The organism is Noviherbaspirillum sp. (assembly GCF_035944575.1).
In the GTDB taxonomy this organism is placed as follows: domain Bacteria; phylum Pseudomonadota; class Gammaproteobacteria; order Burkholderiales; family Burkholderiaceae_D; genus Noviherbaspirillum.
The window spans coordinates 33739-55528 of sequence record NZ_DASZBA010000175.1; the positions used below are offsets into that span (position 1 = coordinate 33739).

A 21790-nucleotide genomic window follows, 5' to 3' on the forward strand; every position below is an offset into this window, starting at 1 on the left:
CGAATGAAGCGCTGGCCCCTCATTGCAAGTTTCGTATTGTTTATCGCGCTGTGCGCCTCCGCGGCGTATTGGGCGATGCAATTGTTCAAGCCGCCGGTGCGTCCGGTCGCCGCGCCGCCGCGCGCCGCCCAGGCCGATGTCAATACACAGGCTGCCGCAGCGCTGTTCGGCGGACGCCAGGGCAAGGTCGTGGTGGCGAGCAATTATCAGTTGCGAGGCGTCATCTCCTCAGGCAACGGGCGCGACAGCGTCGCCATCCTGAGTGCGGACGGCAAACCGGCGCAGGCAGTGCGCATGAATATGGAAATTGCTCCTGGCGTGACCGTCAAGGAAGTGCACCGTGGCTATGTGCTGTTGTCGGAAGGCGGCGTAACGAAGCGAGTGGAGTTGCCCGAGAGCGCCAAGGGCCAGGTGAATGTGGCAACCGTTGCGCCGATGCCGCGCGTGCAGGCGCCCGGAACACCGATGCAGGTAACGCCACCGCCTGCGCCGCGGCCGTCTTCGCTGCCGTCGCAATCGCCGCCTCCGGTCACCCAGCCCGGCATGCCTGCGCCGATGGTGACGCCGGCAAATCCGGGCAATCCGGCGATGCCGGCAACCTCCGGTGCATCAGGAGCACCGGGAGTGCCTGCGGCACCAGGTATGCCAGGAGCGCCTGGTACGCCGATGGCAACGCCTGGAACACCTGGCGCACCTGGCATGCCGACGCAGGCAATGCCGCAGACTGCACCGGTACCACGATCCTCGGTGACATCCGCCGTGCCGGCGATGAATGGCAATCCGGCCCAGCCTGCCACACCCGGAAACGTACCTCAGCCAAATCCGGCATCCGGCGGTTGAAGTTTCTTTTCGCGTGATTTTGCCCCGGTAAGCTTTCGCGGCAGATCATGCGCCCATTCCCGGCGCAAACGCTTGGTCGCGCCGGGAATGCGTCAAACTTAAATCACTCTTCCGGATCGGTCAGGACTTTTTTAAGCAGGCGATTGTGCAGCTGCCGGGCAGCCGACGTGGATTTCTGATGCGTCCCGGCGGCGCGCTGCTTGGCGGCGATCGCCACCGGATTCCGGGGCTTGACCGCCGCCTTCAATGGCTGGCTGCGCAGCATCATCTTCTGCCGTTTGCTGAGTGCTTTGTTGGCCATGATCGATAACCGCGCAGCGCGTCCTTACAGTACGTAGCGCGACAGGTCTTCATTGATCGCCAGCGCACCCAGCTTTTCGTCCACATACGCCGCATCGATGGCGATCGTCTTGCCCGATGCATCGCTGGCGGCGAACGACATTTCCTCCAGCAGCTTTTCCATGACGGTGTACAAGCGACGGGCACCGATGTTTTCGGTTTTTTCATTGACCGAATACGCAATCTCCGCCATCCGGCGGATGCCGTCTTCCGTAAACTCGATGGTCACGCCCTCAGTCGCAAGCAGCGCCTCATACTGCTTGGTGAGGCAGGCATCGGTGCTGGTGAGAATACGCTCGAAATCGGCGATCGACAGCGACTCCAGTTCGACGCGGATCGGAAAACGTCCCTGCAACTCGGGAATCAGGTCCGATGGTTTGGCAAGATGAAAAGCGCCCGAGGCAATGAACAGGATGTGGTCGGTCTTGATCATGCCGTACTTGGTATTGACCGTCGTGCCTTCCACCAGCGGCAGCAGGTCGCGCTGCACACCGGCACGCGACACATCGGCCCCACCGACTTCGGAACGGGTGGCGATCTTGTCGATCTCGTCGAGGAACACGATGCCGTTCTGCTCGACATTGGCGATCGCCTTCTGCTTCAGTTCATCTTCGTTGATCAGCTTTGCCGCTTCCTCGTCGAGAAGAATCTTCATCGCTTCGCGAATCTTCATCTTGCGCTTCTTCTTGCGGGTGGCGCCGAGGCCGGAAAACATGGACTTGATCTGTTCCGTCATTTCTTCCATGCCGGGCGGGGCCATGATTTCCATCGTCGGCCCGACATCCGCCACCTCGATCTCGATTTCACGGTCGTCGAGCAAACCTTCCCGCAGCCTCTTGCGGAACGTCTGGCGGGCGGTGCTGCCACTGGCGTCGCTTTCGGTATGTGTGCTCGGCGTAGCGCTGAAGCCGAAGTCACGCGCCGGCGGCACAAGGATGTCGAGCACCCGGTCTTCCGCCGCATCCGCCGCACCGCTGCGCACCTTGCGCATCTCGCTTTCGCGTGTCTGCTTGATGCCGATATCGATCAGGTCACGGATGATGGTATCCACATCGCGGCCGACATAACCGACCTCCGTGAACTTGGTCGCCTCGATCTTGATGAAGGGCGCATCGGCCAGCTTGGCTAGGCGGCGGGCAATCTCGGTCTTGCCGACGCCCGTAGGCCCGATCATGAGGATGTTCTTCGGCGTGATCTCGTAGCGTAACGGCTCTTCAACCTGTTGACGCCGCCAGCGATTGCGCAATGCGATGGCAACTGCGCGCTTGGCGCGGCCCTGTCCGACGACATGCTTGTCGAGTTCGGAAACGATCTCTTGGGGTGTCATGTTCATAATGAGTAATCGGTGCGTGTCGTTATTCCAGTGTTTCGATGGTGTGCGACAGGTTGGTATAGATGCAGAGCTCGCCGGCAATCGTGAGTGACTTCTTCACGATGTCGAGCGGCGACAGCTCGGTATTTTCCTGCAGGGCCTTGGCGGCGGATTGCGCGAATGCACCACCCGAACCGATGGCGCCGATGCCGTTCTCCGGCTCGAGCACATCGCCATTGCCGGTAATGACCAGCGTGGATTCCCGGTCGGCCACCAGAAGCATGGCTTCCAGGCGACGCAGGATGCGGTCGGTGCGCCAATCCTTGGCCAGCTCAACCGACGCGCGCATCAGATGGCCCTGGTGCTTTTCAAGCTTGCCTTCAAAGCGCTCGATCAGGGTGAACGCATCGGCGGTGCCGCCGGCGAAACCGGCCAGCACCTTGCCCTGATACAGTTTGCGGACCTTGCGCGCACTTCCTTTCATCACGATATTGCCAAGCGTTACCTGGCCATCGCCGCCGAGCGCAACAACATTGCCGCGACGCACGGACAAAATGGTTGTGCCGTGAAATTGTTCCATGTGATCCCCAGAAAATAGGAAATGAAACGGAGTGAAAAGCATCTCCGTGCAGAAATTGCTATCCGGTCAAAATGGGGATGGGCCGACCGAATACAAGTAGTCTAGTCGACAGCGGTGGGGGAAGGGTAAAACCGGAGGGGTAATGAACAGAGAGAAAATCAGGTTTTGCGCGGCAGGATGCGTACGATTTCTTTCAGGCCGATCACATTGAGCAGCGCTGCCACCAGATGATTGACGTTATGCATCTCGATCGTCTTACCGGCACCGCAGAAGGGGGCGAGGCCGCTCATCAACCGTCCCGCCGCCGTGAAGTCGATGCGAGAAAGCCGCGTGCAATCAAGGATCGCGGGATCATGTTCATCCGAGAAGGCGGCGATGGCGACGATAAGCTGGTCTATCTTGCCTTCGATGACGTTCGGCATCATGAATACGTCCGCTCCGCCGTCCTGATGGGCCTGTTCAGCTGCGGTAGTGATCTTGTTCTTCGGGGCGACGAAAGCAGGCGGGGACACCTCGAACGTGACGCAGTAATCGATGCTGGTTTCCTCGAATTCCTTTTCCTGATTCAGGAGGCGCAGGATTTCGAGCAGCAGCAGCCACGGATCTTCGGTTTCGTCACGACGCCCGACTTCCAGCGTGGCACGAATCTTAACAGCCAGTTCCGGTGCGCCGACCAAGATCAAATCGTGGCCGGACTTTTGCAATTTCTTCAATGCATTGAGAAGCAAACCGCATCCAGCCGGATCGACTTCCGTAACGCGGGCAAACTCCAGTCGCAATACACGGTGCGTTTCCGCGAGCTTCAGCACACGGTCGATCTGCTTGACACTGTTGGCATCGAGCTTGCCGGAAAAAGGCACCATCGGCGCGCCGCCGGACGGCGAGGGCTTCGCTGCGGGTTCCGGTTGACCGGTTGCGATCCATGCAGGTGGCGAAGTTTCGAACTTGCGGGTGTACTCGACGGACAGGTTCTCGAATTCTTTCTGTTTCCCGACGCACTGGTACAGATCGAAGAGCATGCGCCAAGCGATCTGGGTGTGATCGCCCAGATTGTCCTCGGCGATGGCGCCGAGCAGCATCTGCTCCACAGGCTCCGGCTGGTTGTTGGAAAACAGGATGGCAGCCTCTTCGATGACGGCCATGGAATCGGTCGCCGGCACGGCGATATTGTTCAGGGTGCTTCGGCCACCGAGCAGGAACTCGGTGGTTTCGCCCATCATGGGCAATGTGGGTTGCGTGAAGTCGAGAGCCGGAAGTTCCGAATTCGCCTGACCAGTCTTCGTTCTTTCGAATCCGGCTTTGGTGGAGGGCGAGCCGGCAATCGTATTCGGGCCCGGACGGGTAATCGGCTGGATGGTCGTGGGCTTGACGAACTCGGATGACATTTCCGATTCGATCGCATCGATCTTCATCGCGGTCGCACGGGCGGCCTGGACGTCACGTTTTCCGGCAGGCGGTGCGGGCGGGCGGGCGGGCGTCTTCGCGGTATCGGTACGCGTCGCGGCAGCGTCACGCTTGGTGCGCGAAGAATCCTTGGCAGCGGTATTTGCCTGCTGCCCTTCTTTTTTGCCGAAAAGTGAAAAGATCCCCACGTTGTCCCTGATTTGATTGCATCTGAATCCCGCCAAGACCGTCAGCGGGAAAAAGCTTGAAACGAAAAGCAAAGGTAACACAAATTTCCAGCAGGATCCTTATTAGAGTGGGCCTGTGTTGCTTTGTCAAACGCAGGTCATGTGGCATAAAAAACAAGGATCTTCGATCCGCGCGGCGCTCGCCGCGAGCGCCGCGCGGGTCCGGCATCAGAAGCGGCCACGTACTCCGACAATCAGATTGCGGCCGGCCTGCGGTGCGAATTCACGCAACGCCGACGTCGACAACCGGATTTCCTCGTCAAGCAAATTCCGGAACAGCGCAAACCATGTCACTTCCGTGCCGTTCAGCCGCTGCGTGTAGGACAGACTGGCGTCGAGCCGCGTATAGGACGGAATGGCAACTGTTTCAAAAGCGGCAAGCCGATCCTGCCGCTTCGCATGGAGCGCCGATATGCCGCCGCGCCATGCTCCTTGCTTGTAGCCCACATCCAGGCCGGCTCGGGTGGCCGGCTGCAACGGCAGGTTCCCGGCGCCATCGAGGCGGCCGCGCGAAGTGTCGGCGAAGCCGCGCAGCGACCAGCCTTCGCCGCGCAGGTTGTAGCTCGCTTCCAGTTCGGCCCCACGGATGGTTGCCCCGGCCTGCGACCAGAATCGCTGCCTGAACTCACCCGCCGGATCGGCAATGCCTTCTTCGTCCAGCAGGGTTCCGTCGCTGCGGCCGTAGATGAAATCGCGGAAGCGGTTGCGGAAGACATTCGCCTTCCAGCGCACCAATCCTTCGGTTTTCTGCAGGCTCAGCTCGATGTTGCGCGAGGTTTCCTTGCGAAGTGCCGGATCGCCGACATCGAAGGTGAGGGTGGCTTCATGCGGGCCGTTCGAGTAGAGCTCTTCGGTCGTCGGTGCACGCTGGGCAATCGATAGCGTCGTGCCGAAACCATAGCCCGGCGCGAAGGTCCATAAGCCGCCCAGCGAATAGGAGCTGAGATCAAAGCTGCGCTGCGACAGGTCGGGCGCGTCGGGCCGCCGCTTCACCGACTCCAGGCGCAGGCCGGCGCTGGCGCGCACTGGTCCGAAGTCCCTTTCCTCCACGATAAATGCGGCAAGCGATCTCGATTTCGTTGTGGGAACCGTATCCGGCCTGCCGGTTTCCGCCGAGATCGCGGAAAACTTGTTGTTGTCTGTCTGCAGCCCAAATACACCGCGCCAGCCGGCCAGCGGTGCGTGCGTCGCTTCCCACCGGGATTCGATGGCATCGTTATTGAAATCGGTGGCCGGCGTGCCATCTTCCAGTTTTTCGGTGTGCTTGTAATCGCTTGCGCCGAGCTTGAAGCGAAAGGATTCCAGGCCACTCAACGGCTGCTTGATCAATGCGTCGATATCGAAGCGGGTTTGCGAAAGATCGATGAAGGCGCGTTCCTCGGTCGGGATGCCATACCGGTCATCCCGAACATCGACCGACGCGCCGACGTGACCCCAGCGCGCGATGTGCGATGCGCCGATACCGACTCCACGTGAACGCGTAAAGGATGAAGGCAGGCGGCCCGATGCGGAATCGGGATCGTCAAGTACGGCAAACCCGGGGATCCGGTAGTTGTCCGTGTTGCGCGCATGGCCATCGATATGCAGTCCGATCGAACCCACGGCCCTGTCGGCCGAGAATGACATCTCCCTCGCCTTGTCGACCGATCCAAAGCGCATTTCCGCTTCGCCGTATGCCTGCGGCGCCAACTCGGTCGGGATGCGGTCGTTGACGACGTTCACCAGTCCGCCGATCGCGCCGGAACCGTACAGTAACGCGGCCGGGCCGCGCAGTATTTCGATCTGGCGCGCGCTGGATGATTCGGTTGCGACCGCGTGGTCGGAGGATAGCGACGATACATCCGACACTGCCATGCCGTTTTGCAGGATCTTGACGCGCGGGCCCTCCAGTCCGCGAATGACAGGGCGCGATGCCCCGGCGCCGAAACTTGATGCGGAAACGCCGGGCTCGCGTTCGAGCGTGCCGCCGAGCGTGGTGTTGATCTTGTCGCGCAGTTCATTCCCGGACAGGACACGGGCCGGCGCCAGAATTTGCGCGGTTTCGTCGCCGCTGAACGGCGCCGCTTTGACGGTCACGGCAGGAAGCGTCTGCTCCTGGGCGATAACGGTGGACGAAAAAGATGCGAGCGCCGACATGACGGCGCTTGCCAACAGGTTACGTTGGGCGACCATGGAAATTCCTGATTTTGAGAAGATAAAAGGCAGCTGCCGGCATTACGCGGGCAGCGGATTATGCAATGCAAAAAATCAGGCTGAGGGCGGGGCGCGGGAGGAAAAATGAAGCGCGAGCGGCGCATCCCAGCAGCGGAAGGCAGCCCATCGGGCAAGCACTTCATTACTGGTCATCAGCGGCGCGATATAAGGCGGGACATGCATCGTGTCGGCCATCGCCGCAGCGTCGAACACTGCGCAGGAATGGCTTGCGTCAGGTGCGTGCGACTGATCGGGCGCACTTTCGTCCGACAGCGTGGCTGCAAGGCTATGCTGCAGACCTGCGTGCACGATCCGGTGTTGCAGTCCAAGCCATTGCGCGAACACCAGCGCCGCCGCCATCAGAATGGCAAACAGAATGCGATGTGTGCTGGTGAATGGACGATGCATATAGATCGGATTACTTGACCGCCGTCGCGGGCGAAGCGTCGGTAAGGCGGTAGTACAAGCCCATCGGGTCGTCCTTCAATACGCTCATCCGGCCCGATACGATGATCGGTTCGGCGGTGAATTTGATCGGAGTCTTGGACTTTACTTCCACCACGCCTTCCGGCCCGGCCGGAAGACAGAACGAGCAGCTTTGCGAATTGAGAGAGATGAGGAAATGCTTCTGCTTTTCGCCCGGTTCCAACGGCATCATGAAACCTTGCAATTTCACCTCCTTGTTATTCAGCGCAAGGACATCCTGGGTGAATTCCGGCAGGATGCGGTCCTTGGTCTTGATCTGTTTTACCTTGGCCAGTGTGTTCCAGGACACGACACCGGGAAGATCCGTCAAGCCCTGCATCGGCGGGACAGACGCGCCGGGTGGCGGCACGTGGCCTACGGCCGGGGCGGCAGGTTGCGCCGCCAGTTGTGTTGAAAAAGCCATGACCGGAACGGCCAGCAGGCGGAGGAGTAGTGCACGCATCGTTTCTCCTTTTCGGGGCGGTTGAGAACGTGTCGATTGTATGTTGAGCCGCTGTCGATTGCATTGCTGTTTCGCGTGTGGGAGGCCGCTAATGGCCAACCGATCAATGCTTGTGTTTCATGCCGCACAGTTTCCCGATGGCGATGCCTTTGCAGGCCTTCAGCAGTTCGGCATGACAATCTTCTTCCTTCTTGCCGGCGGCAAGGCACTGCGCCGCATTGTCATGCGCGGCGGCTATTGCCTTGTGCTGATCTATTAGCGCTTTCAGATGGGAAGGGTCTTCCTTCGCTTGAGCCGACACGGATATCGCCGCGAGCAAAATTGCGATGACTTGTTTCATTGCATTCTCCTGAAATTTAGCGTGAAAGTGTTGCAGCGATATCGGTTCGGTAAGCGCGTATCGCAGGAAGCACGGACGCCAGCAGGCCGACGCCTGCTGCGACCGGAAGCAGCCATACTTCATCCGGCGCCACGGCCCAGCCGGACAGATGCAGGTTTTGGTCACGCGCCAACACTTGGCCGAGCAGCTCGACCGCGATATGTCCAATTGCCCATCCCAGGGCGGCGCCGACCAATGTCAGCAGCATCCCTTCGGCGAGAAGAAGCAGGAACAACCGTGATGGCGGCGCACCCAAGGCCCGCAGGATGGCAAGATCGGTACGTCGTTCCTCCAGGGCGTTATACAGCGCAACAAACAACGACAGCGCCGCAGCCAGCAGCACGAATGCCGCGATACCCCGCAATACATCCACGCCGACGCCGAGCATGCGGAACAGTCGGGCCGACTCGAACGCCGGTTGCGCCGCCTGCAATTCGCCCTGGCTGTTGATGAAGCGCGGCAGGGAAACGGCCGCCAGCGGGGAGGCATACTGAACAAGAATCGCAGTCAGTTCGCGCTCCTCATCCATCGCGGCCTTTTCCTCCTTGTCGTTGACATCGATGCCATGCTCAACCTCATGTACCCGCCAGACCGATTCCACCGGCGTCAGCACGAGACGGTCCAGCACCGTGCCAGTCGGCTTGAGAATCCCGACGACGGTAAAGGGCACATCCGCATGTTGCTCGCCACCTTGCGCAAGGCCGTGCGCACCGGCGAACTGCATGCCCAGCGTTGCACCTGCCTTCGCGGCTGCGTCGGCGCCGAAGACCGCCTGCATCGGCGCATCGAACAATCTTCCGGTAGAGAGCGTGCCATTGTAGTGAGCGATGTATTCGCCTGTGGTGCCGACGATCCGGAAGCCGCGATAGCTGTCGCCCAGCGCCAGTGGAATCGCTTTGTGCACCATCCGGTTCCTGGTTAGTTGCGCCTGTGTCGCCAGCGGAATATTGCCGGTCGGGATATCGACGTGATAGACCGACGACAGGATCAATTGCAACGGCGAGCCCTTTGCGCCGACCACCAGATCAATGCCCTGGACATCGCGCATCGCATTGTTTTTGAGCTGCTCGGAGGCCGCCAGCAGGAAGGTCATCATCGCGATGCCTACCGCCATCAACAGCAGATTGAGCGCTGTGGACAATGGCTTGTGACGCAGTGATCTCACTGCGAGGGAGAAGGAATTCATGCGCATCAATTGCCGCTCCTTGCCGAAACGGGCAGGCGCAGCAGGGTGGCCTGGGGCAAAGCGGCCAGGACGCGTGCGTCATGGGTGGCGATGACCAGGGAGGCGCCTGCTTCGGCGGCTTGCGCAATGAGCAGGGCCGTCACGTCCGCACATGCCGCATCGTCGAGATTGGCGGTCGGTTCGTCGGCAAGCAGCAATACCGGCTTGTTGAACAGTGCACGCCCGATGGCGACCCGCTGCTGCTGGCCCTGGCTTAGCTGGTGTGGCTTGGCTTTCGCCTTGTCCGCCAATCCCAGTGCGCCGAGCAGGGCATCGGCGCGCGCCGCATCGCCCGGCTCGCCATTCGCGTAAGCGGCAAGCAGCAGATTTTCCCGTGCCGACAGGCTCGGCACGAGTGCGAGCTTCTGCGGCAGGAATCCGATGTGACGGCCGCGCCAGCGGTCTGCTGCGCGCGGGGTCAGTCCGCCGATATCCGTTCCTGCGACGTTAAGCGAGCCCGCCTGCGGTTTCAGGATGGCGGAAAGCAGATGCAGGAGCGTCGATTTGCCGCAGCCGGAAGGCCCCAGCACAATCGCGTGTTCGCCCGCAGGAAGCGAAAACGCCGGCAACGTGAGTTCGGCGCCGGCGGGTCCTGGATAACGGTAATGAAGGTTTGAAATATGCAACATGGTTGCATTATAGCTTGGCAGTCAGGCTCTTCGAATACCTTCCGGATTCGATATGAAGTAATCCGGACCGAGCGGTCATTGATGCATTGAACGATGCGGCAACAAGCCATTGATAACAAACTTGCAACAAAAATGCAAAAATAAAGCGTGCAGGTGAATGCCATGCACGCTTGTATTTTGCTGCAGCCAGGCGTCCCCGGCAGGGTATCAATCGCCGTACAGCTTTTGTTTCAGCTCGCGCCGCTGCTGCGCCTCCAGCGACAGCGTCGCGGTGGGACGGGCCAGCAAACGCGGGATGCCGATCGGCTCGCCGGTTTCTTCGCACCAGCCATATTCACCTGCATCGATGCTGGCGATGGACTGCTGGACCTTCTTCAGCAGCTTGCGCTCGCGATCGCGGGTGCGCAACTCAAGGGCGTGTTCTTCTTCGATGGTCGCGCGGTCGGCGGGATCAGGCACCAGCACGGTTTCACGCAGATGCTCGGTAGTTTCACCGGCATTCTTGAGCAAGTCTTTTTCGAGTTGCTGCAAGCGTGCCTTGAAAAAGGCAAGCTGCGCGTCGTTCATGTAGTCCTTTTCGTCCATTGCCAGGATTTGGGCTTCGGTCAGCAGTGCACCGTCGGCAGGGACGGAAGGTGTCGGTTTGGTTGTTTTAGTGGCCACTTCGCTTACTTTCGAAACTTCGGTTTGTTCAATTTTATCGCTTAAATTGGCGTCGACTTTGTTGCCGCTCATATACACGCCAGTTTCCGCGGCATTTGGCTCTGCTTTGGCGGCAACATCCGATATTGGTTTCACCGGTGCCGGACTTTTCTTTTTATCGGTCGCCGATTTTACCGGTGCCGGCTTGGCCTCGGGTGTAATTTTTTTTGAAGTGGCTGTTTTTGAAACAGCCGGCTTTGATGATGCCTTTACGGCAGGCTTCGCAACCGCCTTCACGGCTGCCCTGGCCTCGTCTTTAGGGGCGGTGGTAGAGGTCTTCAGCGCGGCCGACCCGGCCTTGGCCGTTTTGCCGCCCGCGGTCTTGGTCTTGACGGGAACCGGCGCCTTCTTGCCGGTGTCCTTGGAAGCAGCAGTTTTGGTAGCGGATCTTGTAACGGTTGCGTTCATAATATCCTCGTTCAATGAACTGCCCGACATGGCGCGATTCCGCTGGGCGTTACGCATTCCTGGCGCGCTTGCTGCGGCATCAATCAACTTCAATCCTGTCGAACGCACGTACGGCACGGGCCTGCGCCAGCTTTGTAACACCCCCTCATTGCTGAAAAACCTGTAACAAACGATATTAGTTTATACCAAACACTGTTCCAGACCGCGAATAAAAGTTTCCTGCGGGAGATTTTTGCCGATAAATACCATCTTGCTGTATCTGGGTTCGGAATCCGCCCATTTTGCGCCGATATCGGTTCCCATCATCTGATGAACGCCCTGGAACACCACCTTGCGATCGCCGCCGCTCATCCATAGCACGCCTTTGTAGCGGAGCATGCGCGGGCCATAAACCTGTACCAGTCCGCCGAGGAATTCATCCAGTTTCGCCGTATCGAACGGACGGTCGCTTGTGAAGGCAAACGCGGCGATGTCGTCGGAATGATGCGCATGATGGTAGTCGTGGTGTGCGTGGTCATGTCCGCAGGCATCGTCACATTCGTGCCCGTCATGATCATGGTCATGGTCGTGATGTTCCGCGGCGGCGAGGAAGTCAGGATCGATGTCCAGCTTGTCGTTCAGATTGAAGCCACGAATATCCAGCACTTCCGCGATCGGAACCTTGCCGAAGTCGGCGGTACCGATGGGCGCACGCGGATTGATCCGCTTGAGGCGATCGGTCAGCTTGCGCACGTCGGACGGGTCGACCAGGTCCGTCTTGGACAGCAATAGTTTGTCGGCGAAACCGACCTGGCGCTGCGCCTCCTCATGCTCGTCGAGCTGCTGCATGCCATGTCGCGCATCGACCACGGTCACGACCGCATCCAATAGATAATGCATCGCCACTTCTTCATCCATGAAGAAGGTTTGCGCCACCGGCCCCGGATTGGCGAGGCCGGTAGTCTCAATGACGAGATGGTCGAAGTCGAGCAGGCCGGCGCTGCGCTTCTGTGCCAGCGCGGTCAGGCCGACGATCAGATCGCCGCGCACGGTACAGCAGATGCAACCGTTGCTCATCTCCACGATCTGCTCATTGCTGTCCTGTACCAGGATCTCGTTATCGATGTTCTCCTGGCCGAACTCGTTCTCGATGACGGCGATCTTGAAACCGTGGGGCTCCCGAAGGATGCGATTGAGAAGAGTGGTTTTGCCGGCGCCGAGAAAGCCGGTGAGGATGGTAGCGGGAATCAGTGCCATGATGATTGGGAAAAGTTGGAGCGTTGCCGGCGGTCGACCGTACTTAATGCGCGCAGTCGGCGCACCAGCCCTTGATGGTGAATTCAATGTCGTGACTGCGGAAACCCTTGCCCAGCGTTTGCTGGAGCGCACGATGCAGCAGTTCCGGCTCGCCGATGCTTTCGAGGCAGAACACCTTGGCGCAGTGGGTGCATTTGAAGTGGCCGTGCTGCTGGTGATGCGGCACCTGGCCTTCGCTGCCCGGAGGAGTCGGCACGTCGGCATGTTCGGCGCCGGCGCTGTAGCGAAACACGCGATCGTCGCCGGCAATCTTGTGCGCCAGCCCGGCATCGGTCAGGCAATCGAGCGCCCGGTACAGGGTGACCCTGTCCATGCCGGACAGCGTGTCCTGTACATCCTGGTGCGTGAATGCCCGCTCGGCGCTCAGCAGCGCGGCCAGCACCTTGATGCGCGCAGCAGTGATGCGCACCGACGATTGGCGCAGTTGCGCTTCCGCGAGTGCGAGTGCCTGCGGCGCATCCGGTTTGCGGATGGGCTGGCTGAAGTGGGCGGATGCTTTTGCTTTCATGGTGTCAAGCGATGCCGAAGTGACGCAGTCGGTTAATTATGCCGCAAGTATGCAATTGAGTTGCATATTCGTGGCGGCTCAGGGCTTCTGCAGCATCAGGCCCTTCAAATATTCTCCTTCCGGGAAACTGGTGGTCATCGGATGATCGATGCCGGCGGACAGGCGGCGGACGATGCGCGCGTCGACTCTTGCATCGTTTACCGCTCCGGCTACGATCTTCTGGAACAGGTCGGCGCTGATCGCACCCGAGCAGGAATAGGTGAATAAAAGGCCGCCTTCACGCAGCAATTGCATTCCCAGCAGGTTGATATCCTTATAGGCGCGCGCCGCCCGTTCGACATGATCGGGCGAGGAGGCGAACTTTGGCGGGTCCAGGACGACCAGGTCGAATGTCCGTCCCTGTTCACGCAGGGCGCGCAAGGTTTTGAACACGTCCGCATCGCGCCATTCCGCCAAGCTCGGAGCGAAGTCGTTCAGCGCCATATTGCGCTTGCCGGTTTCCAATGCGTCCGCTGACGAATCAATCGACAACACACTGGCGGCTCCGCCTTTCAATGCCGCCAGCGAAAAACCGCCCGTATAGCAGAAGCAATTCAGGACTTCACGCCCGGCCGCCTGTTCCATCACCAGTCTGCGGTTGTCCCGCTGATCGATATAAAAACCGGTCTTGTGCCCATGCTTGATGTCCACCGCATAATGCACGCCGTTTTCGACGACATGGATTTCCGTTCCAGGTTCGTCGCCTGCCAGCACGCCGGTGACCAGCGGCAGGCCTTCACGCTCGCGCACCGATGCGTCCGAGCGCTCATAAACGTTCGGACAGCCTGTTTCCGAAATCAGCGCCTGCACGATGGGCACTTTCCACGCTTCCACGCCGGCGGATTGAAACTGGCAGACGAGCGTACCCTGCTTGCCGGCATACCAGTCCACCACCAGTCCGGGAAAACCATCCGCCTCGCCGAATATCAGGCGGATCGCATCCGTATCGCGCACGCTTGACGTGCGGTAGGAAAGCGCGTTCCTGATACGGCGCTTGATCAGCGCATGGTCGATCGGCTCATTCTGATCGAAGCTCCAGACGCGGGCACGGATCTGGGATTTCGGGCTGAATGCGGCACGTGCCAGAAATTGTCCGGAAGACGATTGCACGACGGCGGTCGAGCCGGATTTCGCCTTCTCCTCCGGCTTGCCTTCGACCCGGTCGATGGCGCTGGCAAATATCCATGGATGGCGTCGCAGCAAGCTTTTTTCCTTGCCTGGTTTTAATGTGATGGTCAGCATGACGAAAACTCTAATATGTCCATGCGCGGCCGGAAACCGGCTCATGCGCGCTGGTGGTGAAAAGATGGAGCGCTAGCTCGAAGAATCCTTCTTCTTCGCCCGCGGATGCGCCGCGTCATATACCTGCGCCAGTCTCTGGAAATCCAGCGACGTATAAACCTGTGTCGCCGCAATGGACGCATGGCCAAGCATTTCCTGCACCGCCCGCAGATCGCCGGATGACTGCAGTACATGAGATGCGAAGGAGTGCCGCAGCACATGCGGATGGACGTCGGCCGGAATGCCGAGCGCATGCGCATGCGCTTTCAGCCGTTTCTGCAGCACGCGCGGCGACAGGCGGGTGCCGCGCTCGCTCAGAAACAAGGGGTACGGATCGGCTTTGACAAGCGTCTGCCGCACAGCCATCCATGACGCAAGGGCCTGCAGTGCCGGGCGGCCAACCGGGACGCTCCTCTGCTTGCCGCCTTTGCCGGTCACGATAACCTCTTGCGCGTCGGTGTCGATCCATCCGGCGGATACATAGGTGCCGTCCTTGACGAAACGGACGTCGAGCGATGTCAGCTCCGACACCCGCAGCCCGCTCGAATACAACAGCTCAAACATTGCGCGATTGCAAAGCTGGCTCGCGGAATCGGCTTGCTTGCCGGGATTGCCTTCCGATACGACGCGCACCGCATCGTCCGCCGACAGAGCTTTGGGAAGCGGCTTATTTCGCTTCGGCGCCTTGACGCCCTCGACCGGGTTTGACGCCAGAGAGCCGTGCTCAGCCAGCCATTCGAAAAAGCCCCGCCACGCTGACAGCTTGCGCGCGATGGAACGTGCATTCAATCCCTTTGCATGCAACTGGGCGGCGAACTTCCGGATGTGGAAATGCGTAACTGATGCAAGCGGCGTTACGGCAGGCAGCGAGTCGGCAAACCCGATTAGTTCAAGCAAATCCCGTCCGTAACCATCCAATGTGTGGGGCGAAAGCTTGCGTTGTGTGCGCAAGCTTTCCAAGTAGGCGGCGATATTCTGTCGGTCGGTGTTCGTGTTCAATGAATGCCTATTCAGCGCCTTGTCCGGTAAGGCGCTTAGTCAAGCAGGCAAGTGAGCGCGGCGCTGCCGGTCTCGCCGATTTTCGATAGGAAATCGGTTGCCATGTCGGCGCGGAAACGGCCCGGATCGGGCGAGCCGAGCACCAGCAGGCCAAAGGCTTCCGGCGACGCGCCCACTCGCAGGGGCAGCATCGCGATCGACTGGATCGACTCCGCGTCGTCCATCCAGGTTGCCGCTTCGAAATCATGATTCGGGCCGCAGAAGGGCGCGGCAAGGCCGTTGGTGAACAGGCGGGCGTCTTCCGACACTTCCGCCGCGAACCAGGTATGTGAAAATTCTTCCGCTACGCCCCAGATGCGCAAGGTCACATGCGGCACCGAAAAAATGGTCTGCAAGCCGTTGATCAGTGCATGCGGGAGATCGACGTCGTTGCGCGCCAGCAGCAGGGAGCGCGTCCAGAGCTGGAATTTCTGGGTGATCGCATCATTCTCCTGAGCGATGCGCATCAATTCGGCCATGCGGAGTTCGAGGCCCTTGATCTTTTCGCGCAGGACTTCCATCTGCCGTTCCTGCAGCGAAAGCGCGCGGCCAGCAACCGGACTTGTCAGTTTGACCTTCCCCAGAAGCTCGCTGTGCTCTTCAAAGAAACGCGGATTTTCCAGCAGATAGTCGGCGACAGCGGCGGAATCCAGGTGATGGCTCATGGTGGAAATTTGGTAAAGGGTGGCGAAATCGGAGAGCCGTGATTTTAACCGACATCGATTGCGTCGCAAGGGGTGGCCGGCGAAGCGGAAATCGTCAGATATCGATCTCGCCGTCGAACACGCTGACCGCCGGCCCGCTCATCATCACGTGGGAATCGCCGCCTTGCCATGCGATCGACAGTACGCCGCCGCGGGTATTGACCTTGACGGGCGACGCGAGCAACCCGCGCCGGATGCCTGCAACCACCGCCGCGCAGGCGCCCGTACCGCAGGCCAGCGTTTCGCCGGCGCCGCGCTCATACACCCGCAAATGGATTTCATGCTTGTTCGCAATCTGCATGAAACCGGCGTTGACGCGTTTCGGAAAGCGCTCATGTCGTTCGATCACAGGACCATCGGTCTCCACGCGCGCCGTCGCGGCATCGTCGACTACCTGGACCGCATGCGGATTGCCCATGGACACCACCGATATCCAGCAGGTGCGGCCGCCGACATCCAGCGGCCAGAGCGTATCGTCGCCTTCGGCTTTTCCCTGCAATCCGGCGGCATCGAACGGCACCGAAGCGGGATCAAGGACCGGCGCCCCCATGTCGACGGTGATATTGCCGTCGGTCTCAAGTCTCGGTTCAATCACGCCCGACATGGTTTCGACCTTGATGGCGCGCTTGTCGGTTAGTCCCTTTTCGATTGCGAAGCGGACAAAGGCCCGTGCTCCGTTGCCGCATTGCTCCACTTCGCCGCCGTCGGCGTTGTAAATCCTGTAGCGAAAATCCATCTGCGGCGATGCCGGCTTTTCCACCACCAGCATCTGATCGGCCCCGACGCCGAAGCGACGGTCTGCCAGCAGTTTCCATTGGGCGGGAGTAAGGTCGACGCGCTGATTGATTGCGTCGATGACGACGAAGTCGTTGCCGGCTCCGTGCATTTTCGTGAATTTGAGTTTCATGGCGCGATTATAGACCGCATCGATTCGGTGCTCAGGTACTTGGCAGTCCGAGGATGTGTTGACTACTGCCTGTTCTTTCCGTAGATGTCCGGCACGCCTGGCGGACGGGTTTTGAAGCGTTTGTGTGCCCAAAAATACTCGGAAGGCGCCTCCCGCACCCGTGCTTCGATAAACGCGTTCATCCGGCGGGTGGCGGCGATGATGTCGCCGCCCGGGTAATCTTCCCAGGCAGGATAGAAATTGACTTTCCAGCCACGAAAATTCGGTAGAAAGGTTGCCACCACCGGAATCACCTGCGCGCCGGTCGCTGCGGCGATCCGTGCCGGCGCGGTGAGCGTTGCCGCCGGAGTGCCGAAAAACGGAATGAATTCGGCATCCTTGGCGCCGAAATCCATGTCGGGCAGCATGAAAAACGGCAGGCCTTCGCGCATCGCGCGGATAATGGGCTTCACCCCCTCGGCGCGCGACAGTAGCTTGATCGGACGGAAGCGGGTGCGGCCCTTGCGCAGGGCCTCATCAAAAACCGGATTGCGCTGCCGTGTGTAGATCGAGCACAGCGATGATTGCAGCATCACGGCGACGCCGGCCACATCCAGACACACGAAGTGCGGGCACAGCAGGATGGTCGGCCGGGAGGCAATTTCTTCCAGCGGAACGCTTGGTTCCACGACAATCAGCCGTTTGAGCCGTTTCTCCGATCCCCACCATAGTACGCCGCGTTCCAGCACGCTGCGTGCATACGCCTGGAAATGCTGTCGTGCCAGGCGGCGGTGCTGCGCTTCCTGCAACTCCGGCATGCAGAGACGCAAATTGATCAGGGTAATATTGCGGCGCGAACGCACCAGCACGAACAGCAGCGACCCGACCAGATTGCCCAATCTGCCAAGCAGAGGGAGAGGAAGCCAATGCAAGATCCACATCACGCCGAGCAGGAGCCTCATTTCGCCTCTTCCTGCTGCGTTGGCGAAGCGGCACCGGCCGGGGTTTTATAGCGGTTATAGCTCCAGAAATACTGGGACGGACAGCGCGCGATCAATTCTTCCATCGCTGCGTTGATGGCGCGTGCCTGTTGTGCAGGCGTGTCCCCCAGAGTATGCGTAAAAGGCACGAACCGCAGCACGAATCCTTTTCCGTGCGGCAGTCTTTCCGCATATGCAAGAAGAATCGGCGCGCCCGTCATTTGCTGTAATTTCGCCGGCAGCGTCATGGTGTAAGCCGGCTTGCCAAAGAAGTCCGCCCAGACGCCTTCGCCCTGTTGCGGTACCTGGTCGGGCAGCAGGCCGATTGCGCCGCCTTGTTTCACCGCCTTGAGCAACATGCGCACGCCGGAAAGATTGGCTGGCGCCAATGCAAGACTGGTGCGGGCCCGTGCGCCTTCGATCAAAGGTTTCAGCGCCGCCTTGCGCGGCGGCCGGTAGAGCACCGTCAAAGGTAGTCTGAAGGAAACAACCTGTGCCAGAATTTCAAAGCATCCAAGATGAGGCGTCAGAAATATCACGCCGCGATTGGCGTCGAGAGTAGCTTGCACCAGATCCCAGTCCTCCATGCTCGCGCTGGCAACCACGCGGTCCTGTCTCGCGCACCAGACGAAAGGCAATTCCAGCACGCTCTTGCCGGCTTCACGAATCGCAGACTTCAATTGATCCGGAAAACCGGCGCGCCGGATGTTGTCGCGCAACCTGTTGCGGTACGACGCCGATGTCCACCATGCCATTTCTCCAAGCGTTGCTCCAAGCGCATGCAGGGCAGGCAAGGGCAGTTTTGATAACAAGCGGAACAGGAAAAGGAGCATGAACGCCGCGGGACGGAATTGTGATTTTTTTCAAGACGCGTAAAATAGCACACGTGTTACCTTGATACATCCGCCGAGTTAATAGACAACTTGCGAGGCGGTCTACAAATTTCGCTAAAGCGTCGCAGGCTCGTGTAGCTGGCCGCGACATGGTCAATAACTCTACAGGAACCTGCGATGTCAAACGAATACCTCTTTACCTCCGAATCCGTTTCCGAAGGACATCCCGACAAGGTCGCGGATCAGATTTCCGACGCGATTCTGGATGCAATCTTCACCCAGGACCCCAAGGCGCGCGTCGCCGCTGAAACACTCTGCAACACCGGCCTTGTCGTGCTGGCCGGCGAGATCACCACGCATGCCAACATCGATTACATCGGCGTGGCGCGCGACACCATCAAGCGCATCGGTTACGACAATGCCGACTACGGCATCGATTACAAAAGCTGCGCGGTCATGGTCTGCTATGACAAGCAATCCCCGGACATCGCCCAGGGCGTGGATGAAGGTAAAGGTCTTGACCTTGACCAGGGGGCCGGCGATCAGGGCCTGATGTTCGGCTATGCGTGTGATGAAACGCCGGAGCTGATGCCTGCAGCAATCTATTACGCGCACCGCATCGTCGAGCGTCAGTCGCAGCTCCGCAAGGACGGTCGCCTGCCGTGGTTGAGGCCGGATGCAAAATCCCAGGTGACACTGAGATATGTGGACGGTCGTCCGGTTTCCATCGATACGATTGTGCTGTCCACGCAACATAGCCCGGACATGCAGCACAAGGCGATCGAAGAAGCTGCCATCGAGGAAATCATCAAGCCCGTGGTGCCGAAGGAATGGCTGAAGAACACACGTTATCTCATCAACCCGACTGGCCGTTTTGTCATCGGCGGCCCGCAAGGCGATTGCGGGCTGACAGGCCGCAAGATCATTGTCGATACCTATGGCGGCGCGGCACCGCATGGCGGCGGCGCCTTCTCCGGCAAGGATCCGTCGAAAGTGGATCGCTCCGCCGCCTACGCCGGCCGCTACGTGGCCAAGAACATTGTTGCGGCAGGTCTCGCATCGCGCTGCCAGATCCAGGTCTCTTATGCGATCGGCATTGCAAAGCCGACATCGGTCATGGTCACAACCTTCGGCACCGGCAAAATCAGCGACGACAAACTGGCGATTCTGGTACAGGAATTGTTCGACCTGCGTCCGAAGGGCATCGTGCAAATGCTCGATCTGCTGCGCCCGATTTATGCAAAGACGGCAGCATACGGACACTTCGGTCGCGAAGAACCGGAGTTCAGCTGGGAGCGCACCGACAAGTCGGCAGCTCTGCGCGCGGCCGCAGGCTTGTAAATTCAGTTGCCGTACTTCACAATCCCCTAGCAATCTAAAGAGGCAAAGGCCACATAAGGTCAGGCATGACCTTATGTGGCCCGGTTCGCCGTTATTTCCAATTGGACAAAAGGTAGGACATCGTGCAATCGCTTCTTCGCACTGCCGTGCTGGCCGCTATCATGATCAGTGCCGAGGCGCAGGCCGAAGTTGCACGCCCGATGTCCCAGGATGAATGGTGCAAGCGGCTGACGCCGCGGTTGCCAGGTATATCGATGGCGATGTGCGAAAAGGCCGCATTGGTTCCGACCGGCGCATCGTCATACATGGGTTTTCCCATTCTCGCCAAACGAATCCCCGCACGAACGACAGCCGGCGCGAAACCGGTGCGTGTGCTGCTGCTCGGCTGCATACACGGGGACGAGCTCACCGCATCGGCCATCGTCTTCCAGTGGCTGCAATGGATCAATTCTGCGCAGGCACAAAAATTCCAATGGAACGTGGTGCCGGTCCTGAATCCCGACGGCTTGCTTGCGCCGAGGCCGACACGCGTGAACGCCAACGGCGTTGATCTCAACCGTAATTTTCCAACGCCGGGTTGGCAGCAGGATGCCCCTGCCTACTGGGCAAAAAAGACCGGCAAGGATCCGCGTCGTTTTCCGGGTGAGGCGCCGTTGTCCGAGCCGGAAAGCAAGTGGGTGAATGACGAGATTGCACGCTTCAAGCCGGATGTCATCATTTCGGTTCATGCGCCGTTTGGCGTGCTGGACTTTGACGGACCGGCACAGCCCCCGCGCAATTTCGGCCGCCTGATGTTCAATCGCGTCGGCATCTACCCCGGCTCGCTCGGCAACTATGGCGGGATGCACAAGAAAGTGCCGGTTGTGACTATCGAACTGCCCAATGCGCTGGACATGCCGCCGGTTGCCGAGTCTCGCCGGATCTGGCAGGACATGCTGAACTGGATAGAAAAAAATGTGGCACAGGAAAATGACCGGCAGGCGGCGCTGCAGCGTACTTCGGCCAAAGTGGAGAAGTCGGCTTCCACGGCGGCGACAGCGACGCGCTGAAAAAGCTACGGTATAATTTCGCCTCCAAGGAGCGTTGCAGCAGGATGATTCCTTCATCTTGTCAGGCTTGGAACCCGCATCATCGCAACCGCGCTCACGTTACTTTTTTTCTTAACGAAAGGAGGGCGTGATGAGCGCCGTTATCTCGACATCTACCAGTTCCGCCAATTCCCCTGCCCAGGACTATTTCGTCGCCGATCTGAGCCTCGCCGATTGGGGCCGCAAGGAAATCAAGATCGCCGAAACCGAAATGCCGGGCCTCATGGCGATCCGCGAGGAATTCGCCGCTGCCCAGCCGCTGAAGGGCGCCCGTATCACCGGCTCGCTGCACATGACGATTCAGACCGCGGTGCTGATCCAGACGCTGGAGGCACTGGGCGCCCAGGTCCGTTGGGCGTCGTGCAACATCTATTCGACCCAGGATCATGCCGCCGCCGCGATTGCCGCAGCCGGTACGCCCGTGTTCGCGTTCAAGGGCGAGTCGCTGGACGAGTACTGGGATTTCACCCACCGCATCTTTGAATGGAAAGACGGCGGGTACTCCAACATGATCCTCGACGACGGCGGCGACGCCACGCTGCTGCTGCATCTCGGCACCCGCGCCGAAAAGGATGCAAGCGTGCTGAACAATCCGGATTCCGACGAGGCGGTCTGCCTGTTCAATTCGAT

General features: G+C 59.7%; 23 protein-coding genes and 1 riboswitch. Of the genes, 4 read left to right on the plus strand and 19 right to left on the minus strand.

The window, feature by feature from the left end:
* Positions 1–3: 3 nt before the first annotated feature.
* Positions 4–840 (plus strand): type II secretion system protein N, encoded by an 837-nt coding sequence (locus VGU61_RS12890; RefSeq protein ID WP_326859535.1) that lies wholly within the window; start codon positions 4–6, stop codon positions 838–840.
* A gap of 103 nt (positions 841–943) precedes the next feature.
* Here the strand turns inward: VGU61_RS12890 and VGU61_RS12895 are convergent, their stop codons facing one another.
* The 19 genes from VGU61_RS12895 to VGU61_RS12985 all read right to left on the minus strand — a co-directional run bounded on the left by VGU61_RS12895 (position 944) and on the right by VGU61_RS12985 (position 18731).
* Positions 944–1141, minus strand: coding sequence for a hypothetical protein (locus VGU61_RS12895; protein ID WP_326859536.1), 198 nt, complete (start codon positions 1139–1141; stop codon positions 944–946).
* A 24-nt stretch (positions 1142–1165) separates the two neighbouring features.
* Positions 1166–2512 (minus strand): ATP-dependent protease ATPase subunit HslU, encoded by a 1347-nt coding sequence (gene hslU / locus VGU61_RS12900; RefSeq protein WP_326859537.1) that lies wholly within the window; start codon positions 2510–2512, stop codon positions 1166–1168.
* Positions 2513–2534: 22 nt separating this feature from the next.
* Positions 2535–3071, minus strand: a complete 537-nt coding sequence (gene hslV / locus VGU61_RS12905; protein ID WP_326859538.1) for an ATP-dependent protease subunit HslV — start codon at positions 3069–3071, stop codon at positions 2535–2537.
* Between the two features lie 158 nt (positions 3072–3229).
* The gene (locus VGU61_RS12910) at positions 3230–4663 is read right to left on the minus strand and encodes an STAS domain-containing protein (protein WP_326859539.1); all 1434 of its coding nucleotides are present in this window, start codon (positions 4661–4663) and stop codon (positions 3230–3232) included.
* A gap of 207 nt (positions 4664–4870) precedes the next feature.
* Positions 4871–6874 (minus strand): TonB-dependent receptor, encoded by a 2004-nt coding sequence (locus tag VGU61_RS12915; RefSeq protein WP_326859540.1) that lies wholly within the window; start codon positions 6872–6874, stop codon positions 4871–4873.
* Between the two features lie 75 nt (positions 6875–6949).
* A complete protein-coding gene (locus VGU61_RS12920; protein WP_326859541.1) occupies positions 6950–7303 on the minus strand; it encodes a hypothetical protein in 354 nt (117 codons plus the stop codon).
* 10 nt (positions 7304–7313) lie between these two features.
* Positions 7314–7823: a DUF3299 domain-containing protein gene (locus VGU61_RS12925; protein WP_326859542.1), complete on the minus strand. Its 510-nt coding sequence runs from the start codon at positions 7821–7823 to the stop codon at positions 7314–7316.
* Positions 7824–7926: 103 nt separating this feature from the next.
* Entirely contained in the window at positions 7927–8163 is a 237-nt protein-coding gene (locus VGU61_RS12930) for a hypothetical protein (RefSeq protein ID WP_326859543.1), read from the minus strand.
* 16 nt (positions 8164–8179) lie between these two features.
* Positions 8180–9388 carry an ABC transporter permease gene (locus VGU61_RS12935; protein WP_326859544.1) on the minus strand — a complete coding sequence of 403 codons (1209 nt, stop codon included), beginning with the start codon at positions 9386–9388 and terminating at the stop codon, positions 8180–8182.
* A gap of 5 nt (positions 9389–9393) precedes the next feature.
* Positions 9394–10056: an ABC transporter ATP-binding protein gene (locus tag VGU61_RS12940; RefSeq protein ID WP_326859545.1), complete on the minus strand. Its 663-nt coding sequence runs from the start codon at positions 10054–10056 to the stop codon at positions 9394–9396.
* 207 nt (positions 10057–10263) lie between these two features.
* Positions 10264–10668: an RNA polymerase-binding protein DksA gene (gene dksA, locus VGU61_RS12945; RefSeq protein ID WP_326859560.1), complete on the minus strand. Its 405-nt coding sequence runs from the start codon at positions 10666–10668 to the stop codon at positions 10264–10266.
* Positions 10669–11346: 678 nt separating this feature from the next.
* Positions 11347–12402: a GTP-binding protein gene (locus VGU61_RS12950; RefSeq protein ID WP_326859546.1), complete on the minus strand. Its 1056-nt coding sequence runs from the start codon at positions 12400–12402 to the stop codon at positions 11347–11349.
* 43 nt (positions 12403–12445) lie between these two features.
* Positions 12446–12970, minus strand: coding sequence for a Fur family transcriptional regulator (locus VGU61_RS12955; RefSeq protein ID WP_326859547.1), 525 nt, complete (start codon positions 12968–12970; stop codon positions 12446–12448).
* Between the two features lie 78 nt (positions 12971–13048).
* Entirely contained in the window at positions 13049–14251 is a 1203-nt protein-coding gene (locus VGU61_RS12960) for a class I SAM-dependent rRNA methyltransferase (protein ID WP_326859548.1), read from the minus strand.
* A 72-nt stretch (positions 14252–14323) separates the two neighbouring features.
* Complete coding sequence (gene xerC / locus VGU61_RS12965) at positions 14324–15289, minus strand: tyrosine recombinase XerC (RefSeq protein WP_326859549.1); 966 nt, start codon at positions 15287–15289, stop codon at positions 14324–14326.
* 35 nt (positions 15290–15324) lie between these two features.
* On the minus strand, positions 15325–15993 hold the full coding sequence (locus VGU61_RS12970) for a DUF484 family protein (RefSeq protein ID WP_326859550.1): 669 nt from the start codon (positions 15991–15993) through the stop codon (positions 15325–15327).
* A 94-nt stretch (positions 15994–16087) separates the two neighbouring features.
* Positions 16088–16939, minus strand: a complete 852-nt coding sequence (dapF, locus tag VGU61_RS12975; protein WP_326859551.1) for a diaminopimelate epimerase — start codon at positions 16937–16939, stop codon at positions 16088–16090.
* 62 nt (positions 16940–17001) lie between these two features.
* Positions 17002–17880, minus strand: a complete 879-nt coding sequence (locus VGU61_RS12980; RefSeq protein WP_326859552.1) for a lipid A biosynthesis acyltransferase — start codon at positions 17878–17880, stop codon at positions 17002–17004.
* On the minus strand, positions 17877–18731 hold the full coding sequence (locus VGU61_RS12985; protein WP_326859553.1) for a lysophospholipid acyltransferase family protein: 855 nt from the start codon (positions 18729–18731) through the stop codon (positions 17877–17879). The genes VGU61_RS12980 and VGU61_RS12985 overlap by 4 nt, the downstream gene beginning before the upstream one ends.
* A gap of 177 nt (positions 18732–18908) precedes the next feature.
* On the opposite strand from VGU61_RS12985, the gene metK reads away from it, so the two are divergent.
* The 3 genes from metK to VGU61_RS13000 all read left to right on the plus strand — a co-directional run.
* A complete protein-coding gene (gene metK / locus VGU61_RS12990) occupies positions 18909–20072 on the plus strand; it encodes a methionine adenosyltransferase (RefSeq protein ID WP_326859554.1) in 1164 nt (387 codons plus the stop codon).
* A gap of 122 nt (positions 20073–20194) precedes the next feature.
* Positions 20195–21121 (plus strand): M14 family zinc carboxypeptidase, encoded by a 927-nt coding sequence (locus tag VGU61_RS12995; RefSeq protein WP_326859555.1) that lies wholly within the window; start codon positions 20195–20197, stop codon positions 21119–21121.
* A 20-nt stretch (positions 21122–21141) separates the two neighbouring features.
* A riboswitch (S-adenosyl-L-homocysteine riboswitch) is annotated at positions 21142–21224 on the plus strand.
* 27 nt (positions 21225–21251) lie between these two features.
* A partial coding sequence (locus VGU61_RS13000; protein ID WP_326859556.1) for an adenosylhomocysteinase occupies positions 21252–21790 on the plus strand: 539 nt, incomplete at its 3' end.

Excerpts from the sequence above, each read along its gene's own strand:
- VGU61_RS12890 (WP_326859535.1), top strand. The coding sequence starts at position 4 with ATGAAGCGCTGGCCCCTCATTGCAAGTTTCGTATTGTTTATCGCGCTG.
- VGU61_RS12895 (WP_326859536.1), bottom strand. The coding sequence starts at position 1,141 with ATGGCCAACAAAGCACTCAGCAAACGGCAGAAGATGATGCTGCGCAGC.
- hslU (WP_326859537.1), bottom strand. The coding sequence starts at position 2,512 with ATGAACATGACACCCCAAGAGATCGTTTCCGAACTCGACAAGCATGTC.
- hslV (WP_326859538.1), bottom strand. The coding sequence starts at position 3,071 with ATGGAACAATTTCACGGCACAACCATTTTGTCCGTGCGTCGCGGCAAT.
- VGU61_RS12915 (WP_326859540.1), bottom strand. The coding sequence starts at position 6,874 with ATGGTCGCCCAACGTAACCTGTTGGCAAGCGCCGTCATGTCGGCGCTC.
- VGU61_RS12920 (WP_326859541.1), bottom strand. The coding sequence starts at position 7,303 with ATGCATCGTCCATTCACCAGCACACATCGCATTCTGTTTGCCATTCTG.
- VGU61_RS12925 (WP_326859542.1), bottom strand. The coding sequence starts at position 7,823 with ATGCGTGCACTACTCCTCCGCCTGCTGGCCGTTCCGGTCATGGCTTTT.
- VGU61_RS12930 (WP_326859543.1), bottom strand. The coding sequence starts at position 8,163 with ATGAAACAAGTCATCGCAATTTTGCTCGCGGCGATATCCGTGTCGGCT.
- VGU61_RS12935 (WP_326859544.1), bottom strand. The coding sequence starts at position 9,388 with ATGAATTCCTTCTCCCTCGCAGTGAGATCACTGCGTCACAAGCCATTG.
- VGU61_RS12940 (WP_326859545.1), bottom strand. The coding sequence starts at position 10,056 with ATGTTGCATATTTCAAACCTTCATTACCGTTATCCAGGACCCGCCGGC.
- VGU61_RS12950 (WP_326859546.1), bottom strand. The coding sequence starts at position 12,402 with ATGGCACTGATTCCCGCTACCATCCTCACCGGCTTTCTCGGCGCCGGC.
- VGU61_RS12955 (WP_326859547.1), bottom strand. The coding sequence starts at position 12,970 with ATGAAAGCAAAAGCATCCGCCCACTTCAGCCAGCCCATCCGCAAACCG.
- VGU61_RS12960 (WP_326859548.1), bottom strand. The coding sequence starts at position 14,251 with ATGCTGACCATCACATTAAAACCAGGCAAGGAAAAAAGCTTGCTGCGA.
- VGU61_RS12970 (WP_326859550.1), bottom strand. The coding sequence starts at position 15,993 with ATGAGCCATCACCTGGATTCCGCCGCTGTCGCCGACTATCTGCTGGAA.
- dapF (WP_326859551.1), bottom strand. The coding sequence starts at position 16,939 with ATGAAACTCAAATTCACGAAAATGCACGGAGCCGGCAACGACTTCGTC.
- VGU61_RS12980 (WP_326859552.1), bottom strand. The coding sequence starts at position 17,880 with ATGAGGCTCCTGCTCGGCGTGATGTGGATCTTGCATTGGCTTCCTCTC.
- VGU61_RS12985 (WP_326859553.1), bottom strand. The coding sequence starts at position 18,731 with ATGCTCCTTTTCCTGTTCCGCTTGTTATCAAAACTGCCCTTGCCTGCC.
- metK (WP_326859554.1), top strand. The coding sequence starts at position 18,909 with ATGTCAAACGAATACCTCTTTACCTCCGAATCCGTTTCCGAAGGACAT.